The organism is Microcoleus sp. bin48.metabat.b7b8b9.023, from assembly GCF_013299185.1.
Taxonomy (GTDB): Bacteria; Cyanobacteriota; Cyanobacteriia; order Cyanobacteriales; family Microcoleaceae; genus Microcoleus.
Genome location: NZ_JAAFKG010000011.1, coordinates 104013 through 128682, shown reverse-complemented (window position 1 = coordinate 128682; position 24670 = coordinate 104013). Strand labels below are relative to the sequence as shown.

Below are 24670 nucleotides of genomic sequence, written 5' to 3'. Positions count from 1 at the left end.
GTTCCACAAAAACAGGCTAGAAGCCTGTTCCACAAAAAAAGATTGAATATGATTGTGGGGCGGGCTGCGGCGAGGCTCAGAACAGGTAGCAGCTAATTATCAAAAATTTGGTGGACGCAGATTGACTAATATTACTTGATAATGTAAAGTAAAATGTTAATGGTCGCAAAATTTAAAAACTATGTGCGGCAAGGGGTCTCCTGTGAACTCGATCGAGTTTAACGGGAGAGAACGTAAAAAAAATTCCAATCATTAAAACTATATAGGCTACTCTAATGAGACAACCTTTATTTGGCAAACTCGCCGCGGCAGCGATCGTTCTAGGTACATCGGGTGTTTTTTCGCAGCCGAGCCAAGCTCAAACCAGAAATCAATTTTTCTGCGGGATTAGCGAAGGCAAACCAGCAACAATCGTCCGCACGGCCGCTAAAGGCCCCGTACCGCTGATAGTTTGGAACAATGAAGCTTTTTCCGGTTCAGGTTGGACTCCCAAACGGCGCTGCGAAGACGTATCGGCTAGATTTCAACGGTTTAACGATAACGGTCAACTCAGATTCATGAGAGCGGGGACTTTCAATGGTCAACAAGTATTGTGCGTCGATAGAGTCAGAGGTAGCGGGAACTGTTCGAGTGCTGAAGCAATAGTGCTGACAGTACCCCGGCCCAACAATGCCAACCAGATTCTCGAAGAAATGCTTAACACCCGCAACCGCGCCTCCAAGCAGCCGCTTTACCTGAGTGGGGAAAAGCAACTGGTAACATACGAAAATGGGTTTGCTAACGTCAATCTCAATCAATGGTTTGAAAACGAACTACCAGACAACGAGCGTTTGTGGTAAAAGTAGCAAAGAAACTGCGAGCTAAACAAACATGGATTGGCGTTCACTAATCTTGGCAACTTGTATCAGTGGCATCTCAATGATTTTGCCTGCACAACTTCCGCGTGCCAAAAATTTCTTAAAACAGATGCCAGTCGAAATGTCGCAACAGCAATTGCAGCAACACGCTGAGTCGATCGCTGTTAGGGTGCGATCGTCTGGACAAGTTGCCGGAACGGGAATCGCCATTCGCAAGCAGGGTTCGCAGTACACCGTACTGACAAACGAACACGTCCTCAAAGCCGGCAAGGCTCCCTACCAAATCCAAACCCCAGATAATAAAATTTACCCTGCAATCTTTGTCAAAGACGCTAATTTTAAAGGCAATGATTTGGCGTTGTTGCGCTTTACTAGCAGCGTTGAATATACCACTGCTAAGCCGGGTGCCGTACCAAAAGTTCAGGATGCAGTATTTGCAGGTGGGTTTCCTTTGACAGAAGAAGGTCAAAAAGACAGAGGATTTGTGTTCAAAACTGGCAAAGTTTGGCGAGTGTTAGATAAAGCTTTGGAAGGTGGCTATCAAATTGGTTACACCAATGAGATTGAAAAAGGGATGAGCGGCGGGCCGCTGCTGAATGTTCGCGGCGAGGTGGTGGGGGTTAACGGCGTCCACGCTTACCCGCTGTGGGGAGACCCATACCAGTATAAAGATGGCACTGAACCGAATGCAGCGCTGCGAGAGCAGATGAGTAAGTACAGTTGGGGAATTCCGATCGACACTTTTAAGCAGCTAGCACCTTCAGGGCTGGAAATGACAACCAATTCTGTGAAAAAATAGGCGCGATTGAGTGCGGGATATTTCGTGCTTTGGCTTGGTGGCGATTTGAGCGATCGAAAATATATACAAACCCGCCCTAATATTCCTGAAACTAAACTAAATAATTGGACTATGACAAAATTTTATAGCAGAATTCCAACAACATTGGTAGGGGCGGTGGCGATCGTCGTCTCAGTGCAAATTCTGCCAGCACCAGCACTAGAACGAACCGAAATCGGGGAAATTGCTAAAAAATTTACGGTAATGATCGCTGGCGACTGTCAGGGATCGGGCTCGATCATTGAGCGTCAAGGTGAAAATTATACAGTCCTTACTGCCAATCACGTCGTAGCAACTACTGGTGAATGCTTTATTCAAACTGGCGACGGTATGCGTTACAAAATCTACGAAGCCATAAACGTGCCGGGAACAGATTTAGCAGTGTTGCAGTTCCAAAGCAAAAATAACTATGGAGTCGCTCAAACTGCGACCTCTGCAAATTTGCAGCCTGGGTCAACAGTTTATGTAGCAGGCTATCCCAGTCCCGGACAATTTGATACCAAACGCGGCTACCGCTTTTACCCTGTCAACGTCAACGGTAGAGCACCCGGTTCTCGTGAAGGTTACGAACTATCCTACGACGGCGCATCTCTCCCCGGTATGAGTGGCGGCCCGGTTCTCGACAGCAACGGCCGTGTGGTAGCAACTCACGGTAAAGCTGACGTGCGGCTTCAACAGGCTGTAGAGAATTACGGCGTTCCTTTTGAGATATTTCTGGCGAGGCGGAACCAAATAAGGGGCGACGCCCGATCGACCTCAGCCCAGAATCCACCCGTACCAGCCCCCGCACCAGCACCCGTACCAGCCCCCGTACCAGCCCCCGCACCAGCACCTGCACCAGCACCCGCACCAGCCCCAGCCCCCGTACCAGCACCAGCGCCAGCGCCAGTACCAGCCCCCGCACCAGCACCAGCCCCCGCACCAGCACCAGCCCCTGCACCACAGGCGGAAGCACCAGCACCAGAACCGGAACGCATCGCAGCTAGGGAAGCGCTATCACCTGCGGAGTCGGCAATTAGTGCGATGGTGCGCGGCCAGCAAACCTATGTGGTTCGCAACCACGATTTTCTCAATTCTGTGGGGTCGATCGCCAAAACCTTTAGTATTTTATTGCCACAGGATTACAACTTTGCAATTCGCACCACTACCAGAGGCGCCTTTCACTACGCAATACCCAAGTCTGCGGATATGAAAGCTTATGTCGGAGCAATTTTCTTGGAAGAAAACGCCAATTTAAAGAATCCGGCAACTGTCTCCATTGTCTGCGAAGCCACCACACCAATCAATGTTCGCCCCTCCGATCCGACTTACGGCAGAAATAATTTAGTTTGCGGTGTGGGTACTCAACGCAAGACTGCCAGCAGTCTGCCGCAGCAAAACGTAGTAACCCAGCCTGCACCTGCGACAAGGCCTGCACCTGCGACAAGGCCAGCACCTGCGACAAGGCCAGCACCTACTCCCGCAGCCAGAGTAAATCCACCTCAAACTAGAGCCGCAGGGCCGATCGGGTTTTTGAGTTTAGTTAATGTTTGCAATACTTACGACCTCAGCGGTCAAAGTCCTCACCAAGAGAGAGCTTTAGAGTGGTTGCAGGGCAGGATTCCCGCGCCCACCATGCAGAAATTTGCTGAAGAGTGGCGCACTCAATTGATAGCAAGACTCGGTAACAGGCCGATTAATTTGGTCGATGTTTGCAAAGTGTACGATCGCGCCGGCCTTCACCCGCACCAAAATCGAGCTTTAGAATGGTTGCAGCAGCAAATTCCCAAGGAAACGCTGACAGATTTCGGGAAAAAGTGGCAAAATCAAGCCGGTTCGTAGTGAGGACTTCACTCCTTTCCAAGTTCGTAGTAAGGACTTCAGTCCTTTCCAAGTTCGTAGTAAGGACTTCAGTCCTTTCCAAGTTCGTAGTAAGGACTTCAGTCCTTTCCAAGTTCGTAGTAAGGACTTCAGTCCTTTCCAGGTTCGTAGTGAGGACTTCAGTCCTTTCCAGGTTCGTAGTGAGGACTTCAGTCCTTTCTCCTATGAAAAAATCAGGACTAAAGTCCTTACTACAAACAATTGGACTAAAGTCCTTACTACAAACTGAATTAGTTTATCTCAAAGGAATTCATCATATTTTCAGCCGTTTTCAAATATTCCGAATACTCTGATTTCTCCGCAGTGTAAGTAATCACGTAAGCTTTATTATTCATCAAAGTCCAAGTTTGCATTTTTTTTGTATTGGTTTGTCCGTCTTTATCATCAAAAACAACTGTATAACCTCGATGATTGGCAATGGTTTTAGGATTTTCTTCTAAAATTTTAACATCAGTAAAATTTGTTTTAATTTGCTTGAGAGACGATTCATTGTATTCATCGAGAGACATCGGTTTTGGCAAATCTTCTATACTGACAGTAATTTGTTCTTGATAAGCATCAGCCGTGTTCTTTTTGGGGGCGATGAATACAACCACATCGTTAATTACTGGATTTTGCAACTCTTGTTTTTCCCACTTTTCAGGGTATTTGATTTTAAACTGATGGGCCGAACTTTGATAACTTAATAAATTTTCTACTTGAGTTTTAGAGAAATGTTGGATTGCGAAGGCGGAAATGGCGATCGCCCCAGCAACTCCGAGTCCCATTAAAGCCGGCTTCCATCCCAAAGCAAATCTAGGACTTCTGCGATCGGGAGATGGCGATGGCGGGCGATTCCCTACGGGATAGCTTCGCTTCACGACCATTTTACCAAGTCGCTGCAAAAGAACTTGAGTATCCTTCGGCCTGTCTTTCGGAAAATAAGCCATCAAATCATCAATCAAATCTGCTAGCGGCTTCGATGTTTGAGTCGCCACATTCCGCCAAATCAATTTACCCGATCGCGGATCTTCCTGCAAATTTCTCGGTTCTTGAGCCGTCAGCAAATACGTAAAAGTCCGCCCCAAAGCAAAAAAATCAGAACGCGGCTCAGCCTTGCCCTTTTTCTGTTCTTCGGGAGTGTAACCCATCGAAGAAATGCGAGTTACTTCTCCAGTTGCTCTCTGAATAGTTTCTGTAACTTCCCGCACCGCCCCAAAATCAATTAATACTAATTTTCCATTCGACCGGCACATGACATTTTGTGGCTTAATATCCCGGTGAAAATAATTTTGATTGTGAACGAGATTCAAGATTTCCGTCAGTTGTGTCAACCAGTCAATAGCTAGTTCCGAGGAAATAGGTTGGTAGTTCTGAGCTTCTAGCCACTGCTGCAAATTTTTACCTTCAATTTTCTCCATCACCAGACAGTGCAAAGGTTTATCGCTACCCTTAACTCTAAAAGTAAAATAGCCCTCAGATTCAACTGTTGGGAGTCCCGGATGCTTCAGCCGCTGCAAAACGTTCGCTTCTCTCTGAAAAAGTTCGACACCTAGAGTATCGTTGTTCATCAGAACTTTCAACACTTTCTGAGTACCGTCTCTGTCTCTGACTGCAAAAGTTTTACCAAATCCTCCTTGTCCCAAAACAGTAATTACCCGATAGCGTGCGTTGATTAGCAACTCAGATCCGCAAGTTTGGCAAAAATTGATAGTTTGAGGATTTTCTGGATGGCGGCAGTTGGGATTAATGCAGTAGCTCATGGTTGGGAGAAATTAGTTTGGTAAAAATAGTATAGAAGTGCCAAAGCAGCTTAATGATAGCTATCTGATTTGGCAAATAGCTTGGGATTAGTGAGGTGCTTGTTAGCATTGATTATTAAACATGGTATAACATTACTCATGTTTTGAATACAGAATTCTCGCACAATCTAAAATCTAAAATCTAAAATCCTATGACAGGTCAAACCCATAAGAAAACAAACTTAATCGCCAGCCCCTATTTAGAAATCGACTATCAAGGCGAAGTGGTACGCTTGGAATTGACCAAGACTGAACACGTACTGGGACGAAATCCCCAACAAGCTGACTTGCTGGTTCCCAAAGATTGGGAGAAGCTGTCGAGATGTCAAGCGATTTTGCGCCAAGAAGGGGACGACTACCGCATCTATGACGGCGACGGCCTAAAACCCAGCAGTGGCGGGTTATTTGTGCTTCCGACTGAAACTCCTGTAACTCCGACTCAAGGCTGCGTTTTGCGACACGGAATCGAGTTGCGGATTGGTACGGATTTGAGAAATCCGGTGCGGGTGAGTTATTTCAATCCCGGAAGTCCGGCGCTGGCCGTTTTGGGTTCGCGGGAGTCTGTGTCTCTGCGAAATCGATCGGTCGTCTTGGGGCGCGATCGCACTTCTACGCTAGAGTTAAATTCGCCGATCGTCTCCCGCACCCACTGTACGATCGACGCCAACAAACGCGGAGACTACGTTCTCACAGACACCAGCGCCAACGGCGTATTTATTAACGGCCAACGCATCAAAAAAACAGCCGTTTTAACCGAAGGCGCCAAAATTCGCATCGGCCCTTTTCTGCTAATTTATCAAAACGAAGAATTAACAGTTATCGATCCAGGAAACGCGATCGGCTTAGAAGCAATTAACTTAAACCGACCTTTTGTCAACGATATTTCTTTAGTAATTGAACCCGGACAGTTAGTGGCATTAGTCGGAGGAAGCGGCGCGGGCAAATCCACATTAATGCGAACCTTGCTGGGAATTGAAACCACAGATCGCGGTATAGTTTACGTCAATGGCGACGAATTGCGAAAAAACTTTGAATGCTACAGTTCTTTAATCGGTTACGTGCCGCAGGATGATATAGTCCACGGCGAATTAACAGTTACAGAAGCCCTAACCTACGCAATTAAATTGCGCTTGCCACCGGATGTCGATGTCGAGCAAGTTTTGACAAAAACTCTGACCGATATTGAGATGTTGGACAAGCGAAAAACCTTTGTCAAAGACCTCAGCGGCGGGCAGAGAAAGCGGGTTAGCATCGGCGTTGAATTGCTGGCAGATCCGAAGTTGTTTTTCTTGGACGAACCAACTTCTGGACTAGATCCCGGGCTGGATAAAAAGATGATGGAACTGCTGCGGAATTTGGCAGACAAAGGTCGGACGGTGGTTTTGGTGACGCACGCAACGGCAAATGTCAATTTGTGCGATCGGCTAGTTTTTCTCGGCCGCAACGGCTACCTTTGCTACTTCGGCCCGCCCGCAGATGCTGCCAATTTCTTTGGAGTCAATCAAGCAGACTTTGCCAATATTTATAACGAATTAGAAATCGGCGAAAAAGTCATCAAAGAATGGGCGAATACCTATCGCAATTCCGCCTATTACCAGCGGTACATAACCGCGCCCTTAAGTCCAAAAGCACCGCAAAAACAAGCACCTCCCGTCAAACTTCCCCAACCCGCGAAAGTTTCCCCAATCAAACAACTGTTTATCCTTGCAGAGCGCTATTTCAAGCTAACTTTACGCGACCCAGTTAACGTTGGTTTAGGGCTGTTAACTGCTGCTGTTTGCCCGATTTTGCTAGCCGGAATCAAAGATATAGAACCGCTAGTTACCGGAACAGCAGACGATCCAGCGCTGGCTTTTTTAGCTTTGCGAATTTTGTTTGTATTTACATCGGCAGCTATTTGGGTAGGTTTGTCAAGTTCTCTGCAAGAAATCGTCAAAGAATCAGCCGTTTACCAGCGAGAAAGATTGGTTAATTTAGGTTTACTGCCCTATGTCGGTTCCAAGTTTCTGGTGTTGGGAGGATTGGCATTGCTGCAAGCAGTGCTAATGACAGCAGTAATTTTAATTGGTTTTAAACAGCCGTCACCGGATATAATCGCTTGGCCGCTGGGTTTGGGAATTACAGTATTTTTAACCCTGTTGGCCAGCATGAGTTTGGGATTGATGGTATCGGCATTTGTGAAGAATGGCAGTCAGGCCAACAGCGCTTTGCCTTTGCTGTTAGTGCCGCAGATTATTTTTTCGGGAGTCCTCTTCAGTCTGGGAAGTTTGTTTAAAATCGAGAAAATCGGTCAGTATATCTCGTGGTTGACAGTCAGCCGCTGGTCTGTGGGGGCTTACGGTAGCTTGGTTAACGTGAACGCGATGGTGCCAAAGCCGATCGAATTACCCGATCGAACAATCCTACCGCAGTTATTCGAGAAGAGTGCAGTTTACGAACCAACATGGCAAAACCTAGCCTTGAATTGGGGAATTTTAGGCTTGCACGCAGCAGTTTATTTGACCGTAACTTTGCTATTGCAGAAGCGGAAAGATATTTTCAAATAACGCAGAATATGGTTATATTTTCTTAGTCCCTCTCTGCTGGGACTTTGTTTGAGGTGAAGCGATTTCCAATCGCCAAGGGCAAAAGGACAAAAGTGTAAAGTGCTAGGAAGTTCACGCAGCCATACACGCAACCCGAAAACCGCGGGCACAGTAAACATCGTTCGGCGCACTGTGGTCACGAAACGCCGATTCACAGAGATCGGGAGAACTACTGTAACACGAACCGCCGCGCGTCAGCCGATCGTTGTTTGTTCCCGTTTCCCAAGAACTTCCGTCAGTCGGTGCACCATCATAATTGTCATGCCATCGATCGCTGCACCATTCCTCAACATTCCCGTGCATATCGTACAATCCAAAAGCATTGGGGGGACAACTTCCCACATCTATGGAGTAGTGTGTGTCATAGTTGAGTAAGTCTAAGTCAAAGGTTTCCCCAAAATGGAATTGCGTTGTTGTACCCGCACGGCAGGCGTATTCCCATTCGGCTTCACTCAGTAAGCGATATGTTTTCCTAGTTGTTTGCGACAGTTTCTCACAAAATTTGACAGCATCATACCAGGATACATTTTCTACAGGACGTTTTTCACCTTTAAAGCACGATGGGTTGTTTCTCATAACTGCTTCCCACTGTTCTTGGGTGATGGCGTATTTACCTGCATAAAATGTCGGTACTGTGACTCGATACTGCGGAATTCGATCGCCACTAACTCTGTAGATGTCAGGGGGGCCCATCGTAAATGTGCCGCCGGGAATCTTTACCATTTCTAAGCTGACACCGTGCCCTAGATTTTCACTAAAGTATTCGGCTTGTCGCTGTTCTGTTTTGACGATCCTTCCCCATTGGTAGAGTGTGATGACTTGGAATTGAAAGGTCTCTGCTGGACTTAGTTTTTCGTCAGCTATGATTTTATTTGGTGTTGGTGGTTGTACAGCAACACACGCAACCCGAAAACCGTTGAATCTCTCGCCATAGATCGGCTGTTCGCAGCTACGAACAGCCGATCGGCAATTCGTCGGATCGTTGGCCCACGAACCACCGCGCAACATCCGACAATTGTTTCCTGATTCCCAAGAACTTCCGTCAGTCGGTGCACCATCATAATTGTCAAGCCATTTATCGCTGCACCATTCCTCAACATTCCCGTGCATATCGTACAACCCAAAAGCATTGGGGGGAAAACTCCCCACATCTGTGGGTTCGTTTGATTCGGTTATGTAGTTGACTAATTCCGGGGTAATCGTTTCGCCAAAATGAAATGGGGTTGTTGTACCCGCACGACAGGCGTATTCCCATTCCGCTTCACTCAGTAAGCGATATGTTTTCCCAGTTGTTTCCGACAGTTTCTCACAAAATTCGACAGCATCATACCAGGATACACATTCAACAGGAAGTTTTTCACCTTTCAAGTACGATGGGTTGTTTCCCATGACGGCTTCCCACTGTGCTTGAGTGATGGGGTATTTCCCTGCAAAAAAAGCTGGTACTGTGACTTGATGCTGCGGGCTTTCGTCATCATCTCGTCCTGCTTCGTCGTTGGGGGAACCCATCATAAATGTGCCACCGGGAATGTAAACCATTTCCAATACAATTCCGTTACCTAAATCTTCCGGAAAAAAGCGAGCAAATGACTTACGACGACTGTTTTCTTGTCCATCCGCATCGACTGTGATGACATCAAATTCAAAGATAGGAAAATAGTTTTGTAAACCTTGTTTTATCTTCTCCTCATCCCGATCTTTCAGCAATAAAAAAGCAGCAGATTTCACCTGTATTGACTTATCCTGCAATGCTCCAAGTATCAAATCTAAGCCTGCTTCCCCATATTTGGGCGCTTCGGAGAGTGCGGCGATTCTAACTTCGATCGCAGGCGAGGCCAATCGGCTTTTAACGCCGGCGATGCCTCCGAGTACCGCAGCGTTGACCGGAATTGAATTTTGTCCGCCGAGGACTGCATCGTATTCTCTAGGTTCATTTTGATTGTCAGACATAATTTCAACCAGGTACTTTTGCGAGTTTGTCGGGTTGCAAGGTCGGCATCGCGAGCAATTCCTCGACGGAGAAAGGTTGCGGTTGAGGAATTGCAGCTTCAGCGTCCATGAGTTCTTTTATTTTATCAAAAATCAAAACTGCTTCTGCTTCCCCGTCAGTTAGTTGATCGTAAAAATTAGGTATGGAGAACCAATGTTCAAAAGCAATCTCTAACAAACCGTTAGTTGCTAATTGCACTTGCCAGTACCGAGAATATCTGGCATCGACTATCTCAAATAACGGGGCTGGATTGTGTATCGGATAATAAGTATAGCGTTCATCGCAAATATAGTACGATAAATTTCCTTGCCATTCCGAGATAGCATAGACAATATACTCTTTACCTACTATCAGTTTAAATTCAGTTTCTGTGGTGATGTCTAACGGTGGATCTAGGTAATTTTCCGGTAGTTCAGCCCCTCTGTTGGCAATGCAGCAAATTTTCATATTATATTAACCTCACTGGTTTTTAGGTGCTATTTTGGGATATGTACGTTTGATTTTGTACTCCACATTTTGGAGGGTGCGGACATTTCTATACCAATGGATTTCAACGACAGCCCCCTCGATAATCGCGCTTTGGTTACTAGCCATTTTATACCAATCTTCAGGCTGACCGCCATAGTTGGCGACCAATCTGGGAGCATCTCCTAGCGGTTTGCTGGAACCCCCTTGAATCATGATGGCAGGTTGAGCCTTAGCGTCTTGCAGCAGTATTTGCTCTTGTAAATTAGTTGGAATATCATCGGGAATTGCACCTCTAATCATCTTGCTATTAGTTACAAATTTGAAAAATATTTAATCTACCAAATCCTCTAAGGAAAGCTTCAAGAGGTCACACAATGCTTTCGTCTGTTCGAGATAGAGTTTTGGAATATGTCTACCTGCTTCCCAATTTTTCACAGTGGTTACTGTCACGCCCAATTCATCAGCAACTTGCTGCTGCGTCAAAGACAGCGATTGGCGTCGCTGTTTGAGTTTTTCCCCCACACTACTCATTCACTGTACCGATTTTAAAATTCCTATGGTTAACTTGACTTAACCAAAATTTGTCCGTAGTATGAGATGAGAACATCACGTTCGTCAGAAAGCCAGTGCATCCGGGCTACCAACCTATCAGCACTGGCTCTGGCTCCCATACGTATGGAGACAAGTTAATTATGCCTTACAAAGAACGACTTTATCCTTGGGTTATGGTTCGTTTGCTTCCCAAAATGCAGCGGTTGACAGTTGGTCAGTTCCGCACTCGATCCGATGCGGACGGTCATCTAGAGATTCTCGGTCGCTTGGTTCCAGGCGCGAAATTCGTGGTGATATTTAACCCCGACTTGCTAGAGTCCCAGCAACCTGAGACTTGCTACAGAACATTCGATCGCTAATTCTCAAAAAAAGAAATCCCCAAAACCAGGGGATTTCTCATATTTAAGTCCTTGCTAAATCTACTTAGTCTCAGGCATCAAACACTTGTCAGAATCGCAGCCCGCGGGCCCCGAGTCCATCATTTCACCCAAGTCATAACGACTCAGTGCTACCTGAAAAACATCTATTTGACGGCGCACTAAAACGTCTTTCAACATCGTCTCATAAGTTTGCTTTTCAATTGGTTCAAAAGGCAAACGCGGGAAAGTTTCCAGGGCATCAAATCGAGCTAAAAGTGCGGCGGAAATGTAGCCTTCATCGTCGCGAATGGCTTCGTAAATCCGCGTTCCCAAACTTTCAACTTCATTTTCCCGCAACTCAATCGTCGCGCTGGTGTTGTGCCGCACGTAGAACTTTTGCACTTGCATATAAAAGTCCATTTGTGCCGCGGCTGAGAATTTGTTGATGTCGATTTCATCGGCACCGGGCAAGTCAGCCCAACTGACAGCCACGGGTATTTCTACCAGCCATTCCGTACAGCGTTCGTCGAAGGGATTGTTGAGCAAATTGCCGTTTTCATCTTTGTCAGATTGGGACGGAATTACGTTGTATCCGTAGTCGATGCAGGCGAGGGCTACAGGGTCGTTTTTCCCGAAAGTGATTCGGCGAATGAAACGCTGCGATTTCGGGGGATGCCAGCCGGGGGAAGCACCTGTCAGTAGAGATTTGGTACCGGATGGTTGGACGGTAGTGCAGCGATTGGGGCGTTTTAAAGAATGGCGATCGCAATAATCCCATACTACGCGATTCACAATCTCCCGCCAACCAGTCAAATACTCTTCTTCCCGCTGTTTAAACGCAATTCCCTGGGGAGTTTCCGGGCGGCCTTCCACCCACCAGCGCAACCACTCAACGCCAAAAGCATGAACGAAGAAATCGAACAATCCCGTGAAAGATACGCCGACAATCGGGTCTAATTCGCGGCTGTATTGGTAGCGAGGTTCGCTAAATTTGTGATTGAGAAGTACGGCGACAGATAAACCTGCGGCGGTGAAAGCTTCCTCTTGTTCTTTGAAGTTGTAAGGGTCGATTTGATTGAGGTGAACCTCAGAAAGATTACAGTTTCCAGTTAGGGTATTGCCGAAAACTCCCTTATGAAACTCTGGTTCATTGAAGCAGTAAGTATCGTGCAATCCTGGTAATTCTTCGACACTTGTGACAACTTGCCATTTACCTTTGCCTTTAGCCTTCGTTCCTTTGCTCACATCTAACCGCTGACAAGGAATTTCACCGCAGTCAGTAATTTGCAAGTAGTACAAATCCTGACTTCTGACGCCGTAATTAGTAACTGCCCCTTGATGAGCACAAAGATTTAGCGATGAGCTAATACCACATTTGGTCAAAAGTAACTGAACTCTGAAAGCCCGCTCGCGATCGGAGATATAAATTCTGATACCATTACTATTGGTATTCGATCCATCCGTATCGGCTAATCCAGCAATAAAATGTAAGATTGCTTGCCGATTCCAGCTTGCAATTACATTTAGTGCTTCTGGGTTAACTTTCAAACTTTTCAGGAATTCTCCAGAAAAACTCAAGTTAGTTACATCTGTAAAAGCAGGTAAATAGTCATAGTTTCTTTCAGGAGACTTATTTCCTGCTACTGACAATGCCATTTTGCCTTCGTAAAGTCGAACTTTGGCATTGTCATTTTGGTCTGTAGTTCCATCTCCTACAGCCACACCCAAAGTGTAAGCATAACTTGCATCGATATTCATGCCATCCTCATACTGAATTGTAAAAGGTTCAGTATGAATGCTATATCGACTTGTATCCATCAAGTCTTTGGTTTGAACTTCTTGGTAAACTTTACCAAAGCGATCCTTGACAAAGAAACGATGATATTCTGTGGCATCCAGATAGGTTCCATCAGCAAACTTTACACGATAAAGTTTGCGTCGTCCAACCTTGGTATCGCTCGCTGTCTGAAATGGTGTGACGGAACTCCATCTTTGACCATTCCAAATTTCGATTTCACTTCCAACAACATCCTTTATTTTATGCAGTCCGTCTTTCGTAATTAACAGAGTTTCCCCACTGACACAGTGAAAATTAGAGCCGATGATTTCCAGTGTTGTTATCCTAAAGGCTTTTTATCCTCTAGTTCTACAGATTCCATATTATCTGTAGCTCGGCGTACTTTTTCATTTACTCTAATTGTAAATGCCCCGCACTCTTGCCAGGATTATGTTCTTCAATTAAGAAGGTTCACCTGGTACGCTCTACGGTGGTAAAGGATTTTTAATTCCCTTACTTACCTCGGAATTAACATCTCAGTCTTCTCCGATTTTGCGAAGTTTTTAACGTGAGGCAAAATTACTTACCACACGGGTTTAAGCCCAAACGGACTGACCGATGCTCTAATTCTTCCGCAGTCATATCAGGATAGCGTTCCTGCAACCAATGTTTAGCTTTTCCTTCTCCGTAAGCTTTCAAGAACTCAATTTTAAGACTCGGTGTTGAAAGTAAGTCAACGTTAGCTCTAGCTACAGCTTCACCAGCCCATTGAATCGCGCCTTCACCAGAATAATACTGTTTTCTAACAGCCTCAATACATTCTTCCAGTGTTGGTTTATAATGGAAAACACGAGAGTGATTTGCCATTCTCAAAGCATCCCGTTCTGGATCTATTTTCCAGTTGCCATTGTCATCTTGTTGCCATAGATTTTCTTTGGCATTTGCACCTAGTTCATCACCAGAATCAAACTGACGAATTCCGGCGGAGCGACGAATATTGCCGGCCACAATTGTCACCGCAGCTTCATCTATCAATACGCAGCATTCAACTGAATTTAACTGCCGCCCTAAAGCTTTATTCAAAATGACCGAGCAACGCTGATAAAGGTCGGGCAATTTGACTGGATTTGCGACTCCGCCAAAACCTTTTAAAGGCTCTCCCACCGGGCGAACATCGCTCAAATCGATGTGAACTTGAACTTCTCCTGCAAATCTTTCATTTGTGGATAATTCCAGCAAAGCTTGATAGGATTTTACCCAACCTTGACGGGAGTCTCCGACATAAATAGTTGCGGTTTTTTCTGATATTTTTACTTCGGTTTCTTGACGGCGCGACTGGGCGGGTGTAGAGCCGATTTCGCCTTGCATTGTCACGGTTAAGCGGTTGCTAATTGGTGGCAATTGGTTGATGTATTTGGGTTCCAAAACTGCACCGGTGCCGCAGCCCATCATCGCCAAATCCATCAGCAAGCCAAAGGCGCGCCAGTCGAGAATATTTGTTGAGGAACAATTATATGCGCCGGAAAAATTCTCTGGTTGCTCAATCCATTGGCTACCGCCCACCCACAGCCAGCGCCCGGAAGCGAGGGTTTTGAGCTCGTTTTGCATCCGGTATAGGAGTTCTGTTTCTTCGGGGGTGAGGTTTCCGAGCTTTTGGAGGCCCTTGACGGTTCGATCGCACACTTCGGCCCAAGTCTCCCGCCCTGTCTCGGTACGGCGGCTGTATGTCCTGAAAAATACTGGATTGGCTGCGGGTGCTGTTTCGGGAAAATCGGACAGGTTGCGTTTCTCGCGGGCACTCGATCGCTCTAATTCTCGAACCATAGGTTGTGTACTGACGTGTCGGAATAAATCAACAGACTATGAATATACAACAGGATTCAGATTTAGGGTAAAACCTTGACAAATTTCACAATTTGCACTAAATATGGGGCTTCGGACTCGGGAAGGTCGATCGGGCGATCGCCTCAAAACTTCAGCAAAAAACCCGATTTCTGCTAGAAAACGGGTGAAGCGCAAATCTTGTCAATTGTCAATTCTTTGTCAATAAAAACTCAATATTCGGTAACAGCGGGTCTTGAACAACCCCCACACCGTTGAATCCCCAACGCTGAAGCAGCGTTTTCACCTGAGAACCAGAAATCGATTCTACCCCAAATCGATCGGCAACATCGGCCGCGTGAGCGTTGAGATAGCTCAAAGCATCATAGTCTTCGCGAAACATCAGCAGGTAACTCACCGCCGAATCTGGATTAGGATTGGCCGAAAGATATTTGCCGTCAGCACGGGAACGCAGCAAGTAAAAAACTTGGGATAGCATCTTATTAATAGTTTTGAGTGCAGATGTAATATCATACCAAATCCATGTATTATCACCTCGATGGATTCATATCGATCGAGCGGCGGTTGAAACCGCTTCTATAAAAACAAAGTCCCAACAGAGAGGGACTAAGAAATATCGAACGGATGGCTAAGCAGTTCGTGTTTAGTAACGGCTACGATATCTTGATTTAATGCTTCCTTGATTCTTGAGTCCGTGCAGGCGGACGAAAGTTTCTGTAGTCGCGATTTCAAACGCCGAATCATCGAGAGAGTAACTGTCAACTGTCAAGGGCAATAGCATCTAAATCAAGGTTAGCGCCAAACCTTTAATCGATCGCCCGTCACCAATTTGACCGAGGATAGAAGCCCGACCGGTCGTCAGATTAATATTGTACAGGCTCGAAACTCCGCCAACATCGATCGCAGCCAAAGCTGTCTCGTTACCGCCGACACTCCTGATATCAAAGCCGAGGACGTTAGAAGCATCAATCCCCAAAGATCCGATCGTATTCAACACTCCATTATTTGGCGGATCTTGCCTTACCAAAACATCCGCATTGCTGTCAATGACAAACAAAGTTGTCGAAGTCGCCCCTGCAAAATTATTCACATACGCAGCCCCTACACCCGCAGGAGGATTTCCCGAATTACGTGAAGCGAAGCTATCCCGAAGGGAATCGCCCGTGGCATACACTAAATTGCGATCGAGTTGAATTCCCCCCGTCAGCGTGTCAGCATCGACAATTGCCCCGGTATCCGGGTTAATCCTGCCGTTTTGTCCCGCTTGATTGACAAACCGAATGCGATCGACTGTCGGATTGAAATCAAAACCCACAGCGCCCGGAGTTAGCTGTACGGCGAATTGCCCGCTACCGACTTGACTTGCAGCCCCAGTCACCGGATCGATCGCGTACAATCGATTGCTAGAACCCAAACCGTAAAGCAAACCGTTAGCAGGGCGAAAATCAATTCCCAGCAAACTTTCTCCCGGTTGTAATCCGGTAATTGCAGCATCGCTGAGTAAAGCGCGCGGTGCCGCTTCGTTAAAACCGATAATTGTTTCCGTGCCATTTCTGACAGTTAAAGCGTAAGCTGTAGGCAAAGGCAAAGCCAAACCGTTAATCTGTCTTCCGTCGGCAATTCTACCAGCAAAAGAAGCTTGACCCGTGCTTAAATTAATATTGTACAAGCCGGAAATTCCGCCAACTTCTAATGCAGCTACCGCAACTTCGCGGCCGCCAATACTTTTAATATCAAAACCGAGAATGCTAGTTGCATCAACTCCCAAAGATCCGATCGTATTTAAGACTCCATTATTCGGCGGATCTTGTTTCACCAAAACATCCGCATTGCTGTCAATGACAAACAAAGTTGTCGAAGTTGCACCCGCAAAGTTATTCACGTAAGCAGCCCCCACACCCGCAGGAGGATTTCCCGAATTGCCATCGCCCGTGGCATAAGCTAAATTGCGATCGAGTTGAATTCCTCCCGTTAGCGTATCAGCATCGACAATTGCCCCGGTATCTGGATTGAGGCGACCGTTTTGACCCGCTTGATTGACAAATCGAATGCGATCGACTGTCGGATTGAAATCAAAACCCACAGCCCCCGGAGTCAACCCAACAGCAAATTGTCCGCTACCAACTTGACTGGCTTCTCCGGTTTTTGGATTAATTGTGTACAAGCGATTGCTATTACCTAAACCGTAAAGTACGCCATTAGCGGGCCGGTAATCAATTCCCAGCAAACTTTCTCCCGCTTGCAACCCAGTCACCGGCAAATCTGAGATGACACTTCCCGGATTAGCAAGGCTAAAACCGACAATCCGATTATCCGGAGTTAAAGCATAAGCCGTTGTTAGCGGTGGAGGCGGAGGATTGGGAACAATGCTGCTAATATTAGTAGTGAAATCTGTTTGGTCGATCGCGCTTCGATTCACACCTCTAAGGCTAGCCAGAAATTCTCCTGTTACCCGATCTTGAATCACAGTATCGTTTCCAGCGTCCAGAATATTCAAGTCAGCAAAAGCGAGTCCGCCCGCCAAACCGATTAAATCTGTACCGTTAGCAAAATCTGCGATCGCATCAGCATTTCCCAAATTAACACCGCCGCTGGTACGGAAAGGATCGCCAACAGCATAGCGACTCAAAACAAATACATCCGCACCATCTCCTCCTGCTAAAATATCAGTATCGCGATCGCCCGACAATACATCGTTACCCGCATTACCAGAAATAACATCACTGCCTCTGCCGCCAAATACAAAATCATTATCTTCACCGCCATTAACAGTATCGCTACCTAAGTCGCCAAACAGAGAATCTCTGCCAGAATTGCCATCAATTGAATCGCTATCTTTGCCGCCAAAAATACTGTCAATTCCCAAATTTCCAGCAATTATGTCATTGCCCATCAAACCAAAAATAACATCGTCTTCAGGAGTGCCTGAAAGCGAGTCAGCTTCTATAGTACCTCTAATTTCTGCCATGATATATTGCACATCTAAATTTGACATTCCCAGTGCCTAAAAGCAGCGGGATTTTCAGTACAAAAAATCGCAAATTCACAGTATGCGCTAATATTACCGAAATTTTTTAGGCTATAAAAGCGCGTTAAGCTGTCGTGCATTTAAATTGCATATTCGGGACGGGCTAGAAGCCCATCCCACAAGACTTGGATTATTTCTTGACATACAGTTTAAATGCAGAACAGCTTATTTGATAGTTTGCAGTATGGTCATGACAAGTACAACGCAACTGTAAGCCGCCAAGCTTAAGTTTTTAGCGCTGTGAACTTATGAAATCTTGTACTGCGTTCATTAGTGATATACGCTGAATCTCTAATTTTGGATCTGTACAGTCAGAAATTAATTTTCAATTTTAATCTTAAAGTCTCTGAAGGTAATTTTTTTTTGTGTATAGGGATAACTATCGATCGGTATAAAGTCGATTATATGTGGGGATTTGGCATAATAAAAGGCAGGGGCAATACCCCAGTTGTCCAGCTCGGGGTAGGCACGCACCATCCACTACCCCTACAAATCTTCATGAATGATTTAGACTTGTTATAGATTAAGTTTGCATGGAAAATTCCTCTGGATCGATACCTCCATTTACCCAGCGAATTGCCTCCCTAGCCGATCGCACTTCTGGCGGCACTCTCAAAGCGTGAATAAATCCCGTACTCGGACAAGTCATTTTTAACAAACAAATCGGTTCGACATCGGCATTATCTATTTTTAATAATTCATATTTCTGCCAACTATCTATTTGTTGTGCTGCCAACTCTTGACAAATGCGATCGTAACCAATTGCTTCAATTAAAACTCGCCGAACTTCGGCATTGTCTTCAGATAAAATCCATTCTGCCTTCCACAAATTGGGATGCACTTGACCGTATTGTTCCGGCAATCTGACACCGTGATAATAGTAAAAATTCCATCCATCCGCAAACTCGATCGCAGGTTCTGCTTCAGCGTGCAAGCGGTTTTCACTGTCAAAGCGTAGGTGGCGGGGGCGATCGCACGCATAACAGATTTTTTCAAAAGGAATTATCGAGCCGCATTCCTCTAAAAGTTGCTTGAGATTGACCAACTCGCGCAACGCGCTGATATCGGTAATTCGATTGTGGTCGATAATCAGTTTTGTCAGATTGATGAGCGAGCCGAGGGAGCTGATGTCGGTAATTCGATTCTCGTCAAGATCCAGTGTTGTCAGATTGGTGAGCAAACCCAGAAAGCTGATGTCGGTAATGCTGCGATTGCAACCCAGATCCAGTTTTGTCAGATTGGTGAGCTAGCCAAGAGAGCTGATGTCGGTAATTTTACCGTTGAGATGCAGTGTGGTCAGATTGGTGAGCGAGCGCAACGCGCTGATCTCGATAATTTCATTCCTGTCCAGATACAGTGTTGTCAGATTGGTGAGCGAGCCGAGGGAGCTGATTTCGGTAATTTGATTGCGCTTGAGAGTCAGTGCGATCAGATTAGTCAGCGAGCCGAGAGAGCTGATGTCGATAATTCGATTACCGCAGAGATACAGTGTTGTCAGATTGGTGAGCGAGCCTAGGGAGCTGATATCGGTAATTTGATTGTGGTAAAGAGTTAGTCTTGTTAGATTAGTGAGCGAGCCTAGGGAGCTGATTTCGGTAATTTGATTGGCGCCGAGAGTTAGTGTTGTCAGATTGGTGAGCGAGTCGAGGGAGCTGATTTCGGTAATTTGATTGTGATACAGATCCAGTGTTGTCAGATTGGTGAGCGAGCCTAGGGAGCTGATGTCGCTAATTCGATTACTGCTGAGATTTAGTGTAGTGAGATTGGTGAGCAAGCAGAGAGAGTTGATGTCGCTAATTCGATTACTGCTGAGATCCAGTATTGTCAGATTGGTAAGCGAGCCTAGGGAGCTGATGTCACGAATTCGATTACTGCTGAGATCCAGTTCTGTCATGCTTGAAAGTATCCGCTCAGCTACTTCAGCATCATGAGTGCTAGCCTTTTTTAACAACACTTTAACTGTGTGCCTTGCCTCTTCTGAAAGACTGTCAATATGCCTGCACCAGTCGGCAAAGTGACTAAAACTCATTGGTTCGTTTGGTTGTTATTCTGACATAAAACACTCCAAGATGGGGAATGGGGCATCGGGAAGGGGGCATGGGAATACCGTTAACTGTTGACTATTACCGATCGCCATTCCATACCTTCTGTTACTCAATTAAGTCTATTTATTTCAAATCTTCCAGCTTAATCCTCGGATCGACCGCCTTGAGCAGCAAATCTGCAAACAAATTACCAACAATCAACATCGTAGCACCCATCATCAAACTCGCCATTACCAAATACAAGTCTTGATTGTTCACGGCTTCCAAAGTCAGCTTACCCAAACCAGGCCAATTAAAGAAAAATTCCGCAATAAACGCACCGCTCAACAAACTAGCAAACTCAAAACCTAATAACGTCACCAACGGATTAATCGCATTCCGCAGAGCGTGAATGTAAATTACTCGATTGTCCGGCAAACCTTTAGCGCGTGCTGTGCGGATATAATCTTGACGCAGCACGTCTAACAATTGTCCGCGCATCAATCTTTGCAAGCCAGCAAAACCTGTGACGCTGAGGGCGACTGTTGGCAAAATTAAGTGCCAGCAATAATCGAGGATTTGACCCCACCAAGGTAAGTCTGCATGGTCAATACTTGTCATTCCTCCGACGGGAAACAGAGGCGAAGTATTCTGTGCGAAAAATAGCAGCAACAAAGCTGTAATAAAGCTGGGAAATCCTTGTCCTGTGTAGCTGACTACTTGCAAAATGCGATCGACTGTCTTATTTTGATTAACGGCCGCGACAATTCCCAAAGGAAGTGCGATCGCCCAAGTTACAATCAAAGATGCGATCGCCATTAACAACGTCGCCGGTACTCTTTCCCACAGCAGCGACGCTACGGATCGCTGATACACAAAGCTCGTGCCAAAATTCCCCTGTGTCAGAATTTGTTTCAGCCACAGCCCATACTGCACAATCGCTGGTTTATCTAAGCCGAATTGCTGTTCGAGTTGTTTGAGTGTTTCCGGCGAAATTTTCGGATTTTGACTCAAAGTATCTAAGTAATTTCCTGGTGCGAGTTCAATAATTGCAAAACACAGAGCCGATGCTAAGAATAGGGTTAAAAGTGCCTGCAACAGTCGTTTGACAACATAAGTAAATGTCTCGCTGCCAAATAAAGAATTCAACATTCGCCAGTTTCGATTAGATTTAATAGAAGTCATACTATTTTAGATTTTAGATTTTAGGTTTTAGATTTGTGAATGATATTAATTCCAGTTGCATCGGAATGATTTAACCGCAGAGAGCGCAGAGAGCGCAGAGAAATATCGGAGAGAGATGAATGATTCCGATGCAAACTGAAAGGATATTATTTGTCAACAGTCAACAGTTAACAGTTAACACTCAACTACCTAATATTCAACTAGCGAGACGATCGGCACATCCGGCAATTTCTGCCTCCCGCCCAAAGCCTGCAATTCGATGACAAAAGCAAAACCGACAAGCTCGCATCCCGCTTGCTGCAACAAATTAGCCGTCGCGGCCGCTGTTCCGCCAGTGGCGATTAAATCGTCCACCACCAGCACCCGGCTGCCGGGTTTCATGGCATCTCGGTGCATCTCCAGTCGATCGACACCGTACTCCAACTCGTACTCAGCAAAAAGAACTTCTCCAGGCAGTTTTCCCGGTTTGCGGACAGGAATAAAGCCCACTCCCATTTTATAAGCCAAAGGCGTGCCAAAAATAAAGCCCCGCGATTCCATGCCCACCACATAGTCAGCAGACATTTCAGAGCATTTTTCAGCTAAACTGTCAATAGTGTAGCTCAGTCCTTGCGGGTTGCAGAGCAAAGTTGTAATGTCTCGAAACATAATTCCCGGCTTGGGGAAATCAGGAATGTCGCGAATCAGAGATTTGAGATCCATAAGCTTGCAGATCGACGTTGAGGGTAACGAGGCATCAAAAATGGTACAATGATAACGCAAAACATAAAAACTAAAAAATTAAAATTAAAAGTAGTAGCTTTTTGAATTTATATTGTTTAATTACTAGATAGTGTACGTACTACCTGGGCAAATGTCATAATTTCATAGCAACAGGGTTAACATCTGTTTCAAGAAATCTGTTTATTTCTAGCTAAATCTACTCATTTACCCAGAATTTGAAAACTGGTGACAATAGCTGTATAATTCAATTGCGCTTGATTCATGCGAGTTGCTCCCGGCTTAGTTGGTGTGATCACCGAACAAACACCTGGCACGAATGAATCATTAACTACAATTGAATATTTTTACCTCAAAGTCGCAAACTCGCGTCGGGGGAATTGTGGTCAAGCTTATTGTTGAGCGCAAGCCGAGCAGTAAGCAAGCAGTGATGCACTACTTTTTACATTGAGGAAGTTACACCGCAGACTTGGACTGGCTCTAGTGAAAGCTCTTCATGAGTAGATTTAGATAGGTTGTTAGAAGCGGTTGAATATCAAGATTTGTCGCCCTAAAATCTAAAGTCAAAAATCTAATATCTAAAATCCAATGATCAAGTTGGCAGCACGAGTGGGTGAGGTTCCTCCTTCCATAACCTTGGCGATCGCAGCTAAGGCAAAAGCTATGAGGGCCGAAGGGATTGATGTATGTAGTTTGAGCACGGGAGAACCCGACTTTGATACCCCAGAACACATTAAAGCGGCGGCAAAGCAAGCTTTGGATGCGGGGAAGACTAAGTACGGCCCCGTGGCTGGGGAATTGCAGCTAAAAGCTGCGATCGCCCGCAAACTCCAATCGGACAACAATCTTAACTATCAACCGGAAAATATCATTGTCACCAACGGCGGCAAGCACTCCCTCTACAATCTGATGATGGCTCTGATCGAGCCTGGAGATGAAGTAATTATTCCGGCTCCCTACTGGCTCAGCTATCCAGAAATGGTAAAACTCGCCAGCGGTAAGCCCGTAATTGTACGGACAGATGCTTCTACAGGATATAAAATTACACCGGAACAACTGAGTGCGGCGATTACTCCCAAAACCAAGTTATTTGTGCTGAATACGCCTTCTAACCCGACGGGAATGGTGTACACTCCAGCGGAAATTAAAGCGCTGGCCGAGGTGATAGTCGATCGAGATATTTTAGTCGTTTCTGACGAGATTTACGAAAAAATTATATATGACGGCGCCAAACACGTCAGCATCGGTTCCCTGGGCAAAGAAATCTTCGATCGCACCCTGATCAGCAGCGGTTTTGCCAAAGGTTACTCAATGACAGGCTGGCGGATCGGTTATTTAGCCGGGCCGATCGAATTAATTAAAGCCACCAGCACCATTCAAGGTCACAGTACCTCAAACGTGTGTACTTTTGCACAGTACGGCGCGATCGCAGCTTTGGAAAGCAGTCAAGAGTCTGTGGAAAAAATGCGGTTAGCTTTTGCCGATCGGCGTGAAGTAATATTTGAATTGCTTGAGGCGATCCCTGGAATTAGCTGCATCAAACCAGACGGTGCTTTCTATATGTTTGTCAATATCAGCAAAACTGGAATGACTTCTCTGCAATTTTGCGATGCTTTCTTAGAACAGCATCAAGTAGCAGTTATTCCAGGGATTGCTTTTGGTGCAGACGACCACATTCGCTTGTCTTATGCCACGGATTTAGGCACAATTAAAAAAGCCCTAGAAAGGCTCGATAAATTTGTTCGTAGCATCTAAAAATTTGTCATATCGTGTCCGATCGATTAACAGCAATAATATTCGTTCGTAGTGCGGACTTCAGTCCGCAAAATGCTGCGGACTGAAGTCCGCACTACGAACCGTTTTTGTTATCGTAATCGACCGGACATGATATCATGGGTCATTGGTCATTGGTCATTGATAGTAACTGACAACTGACCACTGACCACTGACTAATGACTACTGCCAACTGTCAACTGTCAACTTACTAAAGCTGTTTGGTCATAATTTCCTTCAGCAAATCCAGCCCTTTCTTAACTCGCCGAGAAACAGTCACCGCGCTAATACCCAAGCGTTCGGCCGTTTCCTTCTGCGTCAAATCGTACAGAAAAACAAACTCCAATATCTCCCGAGTCCGTTGTTCCAACATCGCCAAAGCTTGCTGTACGCGAATTTGATCTTCTTGCGCCAACTGAAAACTCCGATATTTGCTATCGGGCACCAATTCTCCCAGACAAGTCGCCCCCTCATCTTCATCCTGCACCGGCGCGTCTAAACTTAAAGGCGATCGATTGAGATGCGCTAACTTAATTTCTTGCCATTCTGCTACAGAAACCTCAAGCACTGCTGCTATTTCAGCATCCGTAGGTTTGCGGTTCAACTGCACCTGCAAATCCTTGATCGCTGCGACAGATTTGCGTTCCAGGGCCAACCAGTGGCGCGGAACTCGCACAGAAGGGCTTTTGTCCCGCAAGTAGTGTTGAATTTCGCCCCGAATGTAGGGAATTGCAAAGGAACTAAAAGCGTGTCCCTTCGAGATATCAAATCGCTCTATAGCCCTAATCAACCCAATGCACCCAACTTGCAGCAAATCGTCGTAGCTTTCAGAGCACTGATTGATCCAGTGGTAAACTTCTTTTCTCACCAGTCCAATATTCAGTTGAACTAACTGATTGCGGACTTCGTTCGAGCCAGAATTTTGGTACTCGCGCAACAATTGCAAATTTTCGCTTTTTAGCTCGTTGGGGATTGTGGTAGACATGGTGGCATAAGGGTTGGTAGAGCAGGGGACTGATGTTGCTTTAGAC

Annotated in this window: 20 protein-coding genes and 1 pseudogene; 6 read left to right on the top strand and 15 right to left on the bottom strand. The window is 45.7% G+C overall.

All coding sequences use genetic code 11. From position 1 onward, the window contains the following. Nucleotides 1-275 precede the first annotated feature (275 nt). From QZW82_RS09365 to QZW82_RS09355, 3 genes are all read left to right on the top strand, one after another. On the top strand, nucleotides 276-839 hold the full coding sequence (locus QZW82_RS09365; RefSeq protein WP_293147341.1) for a COP23 domain-containing protein: 564 nt from the start codon (nucleotides 276-278) through the stop codon (nucleotides 837-839). A 31-nt stretch (nucleotides 840-870) separates the two neighbouring features. Continuing rightward, entirely contained in the window at nucleotides 871-1656 is a 786-nt protein-coding gene (locus QZW82_RS09360; RefSeq protein ID WP_293147339.1) for a serine protease, read from the top strand. A gap of 111 nt (nucleotides 1657-1767) precedes the next feature. Next, nucleotides 1768-3516, top strand: a complete 1749-nt coding sequence (locus QZW82_RS09355) for a trypsin-like peptidase domain-containing protein (protein ID WP_293147337.1) — start codon at nucleotides 1768-1770, stop codon at nucleotides 3514-3516. Nucleotides 3517-3785: 269 nt separating this feature from the next. Here the strand turns inward: QZW82_RS09355 and QZW82_RS09350 are convergent, their stop codons facing one another. Further along, nucleotides 3786-5297: a serine/threonine-protein kinase gene (locus QZW82_RS09350; RefSeq protein ID WP_293147335.1), complete on the bottom strand. Its 1512-nt coding sequence runs from the start codon at nucleotides 5295-5297 to the stop codon at nucleotides 3786-3788. Nucleotides 5298-5488: 191 nt separating this feature from the next. Between QZW82_RS09350 and QZW82_RS09345 the strand changes: the two genes are divergently transcribed. Then, entirely contained in the window at nucleotides 5489-7882 is a 2394-nt protein-coding gene (locus QZW82_RS09345) for an ATP-binding cassette domain-containing protein (RefSeq protein WP_293147333.1), read from the top strand. Between the two features lie 111 nt (nucleotides 7883-7993). Here the strand turns inward: QZW82_RS09345 and QZW82_RS09340 are convergent, their stop codons facing one another. The 4 genes from QZW82_RS09340 to QZW82_RS09325 are packed head-to-tail and all read right to left on the bottom strand — an operon-like array spanning nucleotide 7994 to nucleotide 10910. Continuing rightward, the gene (locus tag QZW82_RS09340; protein ID WP_293147331.1) at nucleotides 7994-9871 is read right to left on the bottom strand and encodes an SUMF1/EgtB/PvdO family nonheme iron enzyme; all 1878 of its coding nucleotides are present in this window, start codon (nucleotides 9869-9871) and stop codon (nucleotides 7994-7996) included. A gap of 4 nt (nucleotides 9872-9875) precedes the next feature. Further along, nucleotides 9876-10358 (bottom strand): hypothetical protein, encoded by a 483-nt coding sequence (locus QZW82_RS09335; RefSeq protein ID WP_293147329.1) that lies wholly within the window; start codon nucleotides 10356-10358, stop codon nucleotides 9876-9878. Nucleotides 10359-10370: 12 nt separating this feature from the next. Continuing rightward, entirely contained in the window at nucleotides 10371-10679 is a 309-nt protein-coding gene (locus QZW82_RS09330; RefSeq protein ID WP_293147327.1) for a hypothetical protein, read from the bottom strand. 30 nt (nucleotides 10680-10709) lie between these two features. Then, nucleotides 10710-10910, bottom strand: coding sequence for a helix-turn-helix transcriptional regulator (locus QZW82_RS09325; protein ID WP_293147325.1), 201 nt, complete (start codon nucleotides 10908-10910; stop codon nucleotides 10710-10712). A 161-nt stretch (nucleotides 10911-11071) separates the two neighbouring features. Here QZW82_RS09325 and QZW82_RS09320 point away from each other — a divergent pair, with 161 nt between their 5' ends. Then, nucleotides 11072-11290, top strand: coding sequence for a hypothetical protein (locus QZW82_RS09320; protein WP_293147323.1), 219 nt, complete (start codon nucleotides 11072-11074; stop codon nucleotides 11288-11290). A 60-nt stretch (nucleotides 11291-11350) separates the two neighbouring features. Here the strand turns inward: QZW82_RS09320 and nrdJ (QZW82_RS09315) are convergent, their stop codons facing one another. The 9 genes and pseudogenes from nrdJ (QZW82_RS09315) to QZW82_RS09275 form a co-directional block, all read right to left on the bottom strand. Beyond that, nucleotides 11351-13108 (bottom strand): ribonucleoside-triphosphate reductase, adenosylcobalamin-dependent, encoded by a 1758-nt coding sequence (gene nrdJ / locus QZW82_RS09315; protein WP_293147321.1) that lies wholly within the window; start codon nucleotides 13106-13108, stop codon nucleotides 11351-11353. 60 nt (nucleotides 13109-13168) lie between these two features. Next, nucleotides 13169-13393 (bottom strand): annotated as a pseudogene (locus tag QZW82_RS09310) (hypothetical protein); the annotation flags it as partial. Between the two features lie 253 nt (nucleotides 13394-13646). Further along, nucleotides 13647-14891: a ribonucleoside-triphosphate reductase, adenosylcobalamin-dependent gene (gene nrdJ, locus QZW82_RS09305; protein ID WP_293147319.1), complete on the bottom strand. Its 1245-nt coding sequence runs from the start codon at nucleotides 14889-14891 to the stop codon at nucleotides 13647-13649. Between the two features lie 208 nt (nucleotides 14892-15099). Continuing rightward, the gene (locus QZW82_RS09300) at nucleotides 15100-15387 is read right to left on the bottom strand and encodes a hypothetical protein (RefSeq protein ID WP_293147317.1); all 288 of its coding nucleotides are present in this window, start codon (nucleotides 15385-15387) and stop codon (nucleotides 15100-15102) included. A 303-nt stretch (nucleotides 15388-15690) separates the two neighbouring features. Continuing rightward, entirely contained in the window at nucleotides 15691-17904 is a 2214-nt protein-coding gene (locus tag QZW82_RS09295) for a DUF4394 domain-containing protein (protein WP_293147315.1), read from the bottom strand. Nucleotides 17905-18460: 556 nt separating this feature from the next. Then, the gene (locus QZW82_RS09290) at nucleotides 18461-19174 is read right to left on the bottom strand and encodes a DUF6745 domain-containing protein (protein WP_293147374.1); all 714 of its coding nucleotides are present in this window, start codon (nucleotides 19172-19174) and stop codon (nucleotides 18461-18463) included. Nucleotides 19175-19183: 9 nt separating this feature from the next. Next, a complete protein-coding gene (locus tag QZW82_RS09285; protein ID WP_293147313.1) occupies nucleotides 19184-19966 on the bottom strand; it encodes a leucine-rich repeat protein in 783 nt (260 codons plus the stop codon). 139 nt (nucleotides 19967-20105) lie between these two features. After that, complete coding sequence (locus tag QZW82_RS09280; RefSeq protein ID WP_293147311.1) at nucleotides 20106-21146, bottom strand: ABC transporter permease; 1041 nt, start codon at nucleotides 21144-21146, stop codon at nucleotides 20106-20108. 189 nt (nucleotides 21147-21335) lie between these two features. Beyond that, a complete protein-coding gene (locus QZW82_RS09275; RefSeq protein ID WP_293147309.1) occupies nucleotides 21336-21848 on the bottom strand; it encodes an adenine phosphoribosyltransferase in 513 nt (170 codons plus the stop codon). Between the two features lie 606 nt (nucleotides 21849-22454). On the opposite strand from QZW82_RS09275, the gene QZW82_RS09270 reads away from it, so the two are divergent. Then, a complete protein-coding gene (locus tag QZW82_RS09270; RefSeq protein WP_293147307.1) occupies nucleotides 22455-23621 on the top strand; it encodes a pyridoxal phosphate-dependent aminotransferase in 1167 nt (388 codons plus the stop codon). Between the two features lie 229 nt (nucleotides 23622-23850). Here QZW82_RS09270 and QZW82_RS09265 read toward each other — a convergent pair whose 3' ends face one another. Continuing rightward, nucleotides 23851-24624 carry an RNA polymerase sigma factor SigF gene (locus QZW82_RS09265; RefSeq protein ID WP_293147305.1) on the bottom strand — a complete coding sequence of 258 codons (774 nt, stop codon included), beginning with the start codon at nucleotides 24622-24624 and terminating at the stop codon, nucleotides 23851-23853. Nucleotides 24625-24670 lie beyond the last annotated feature (46 nt).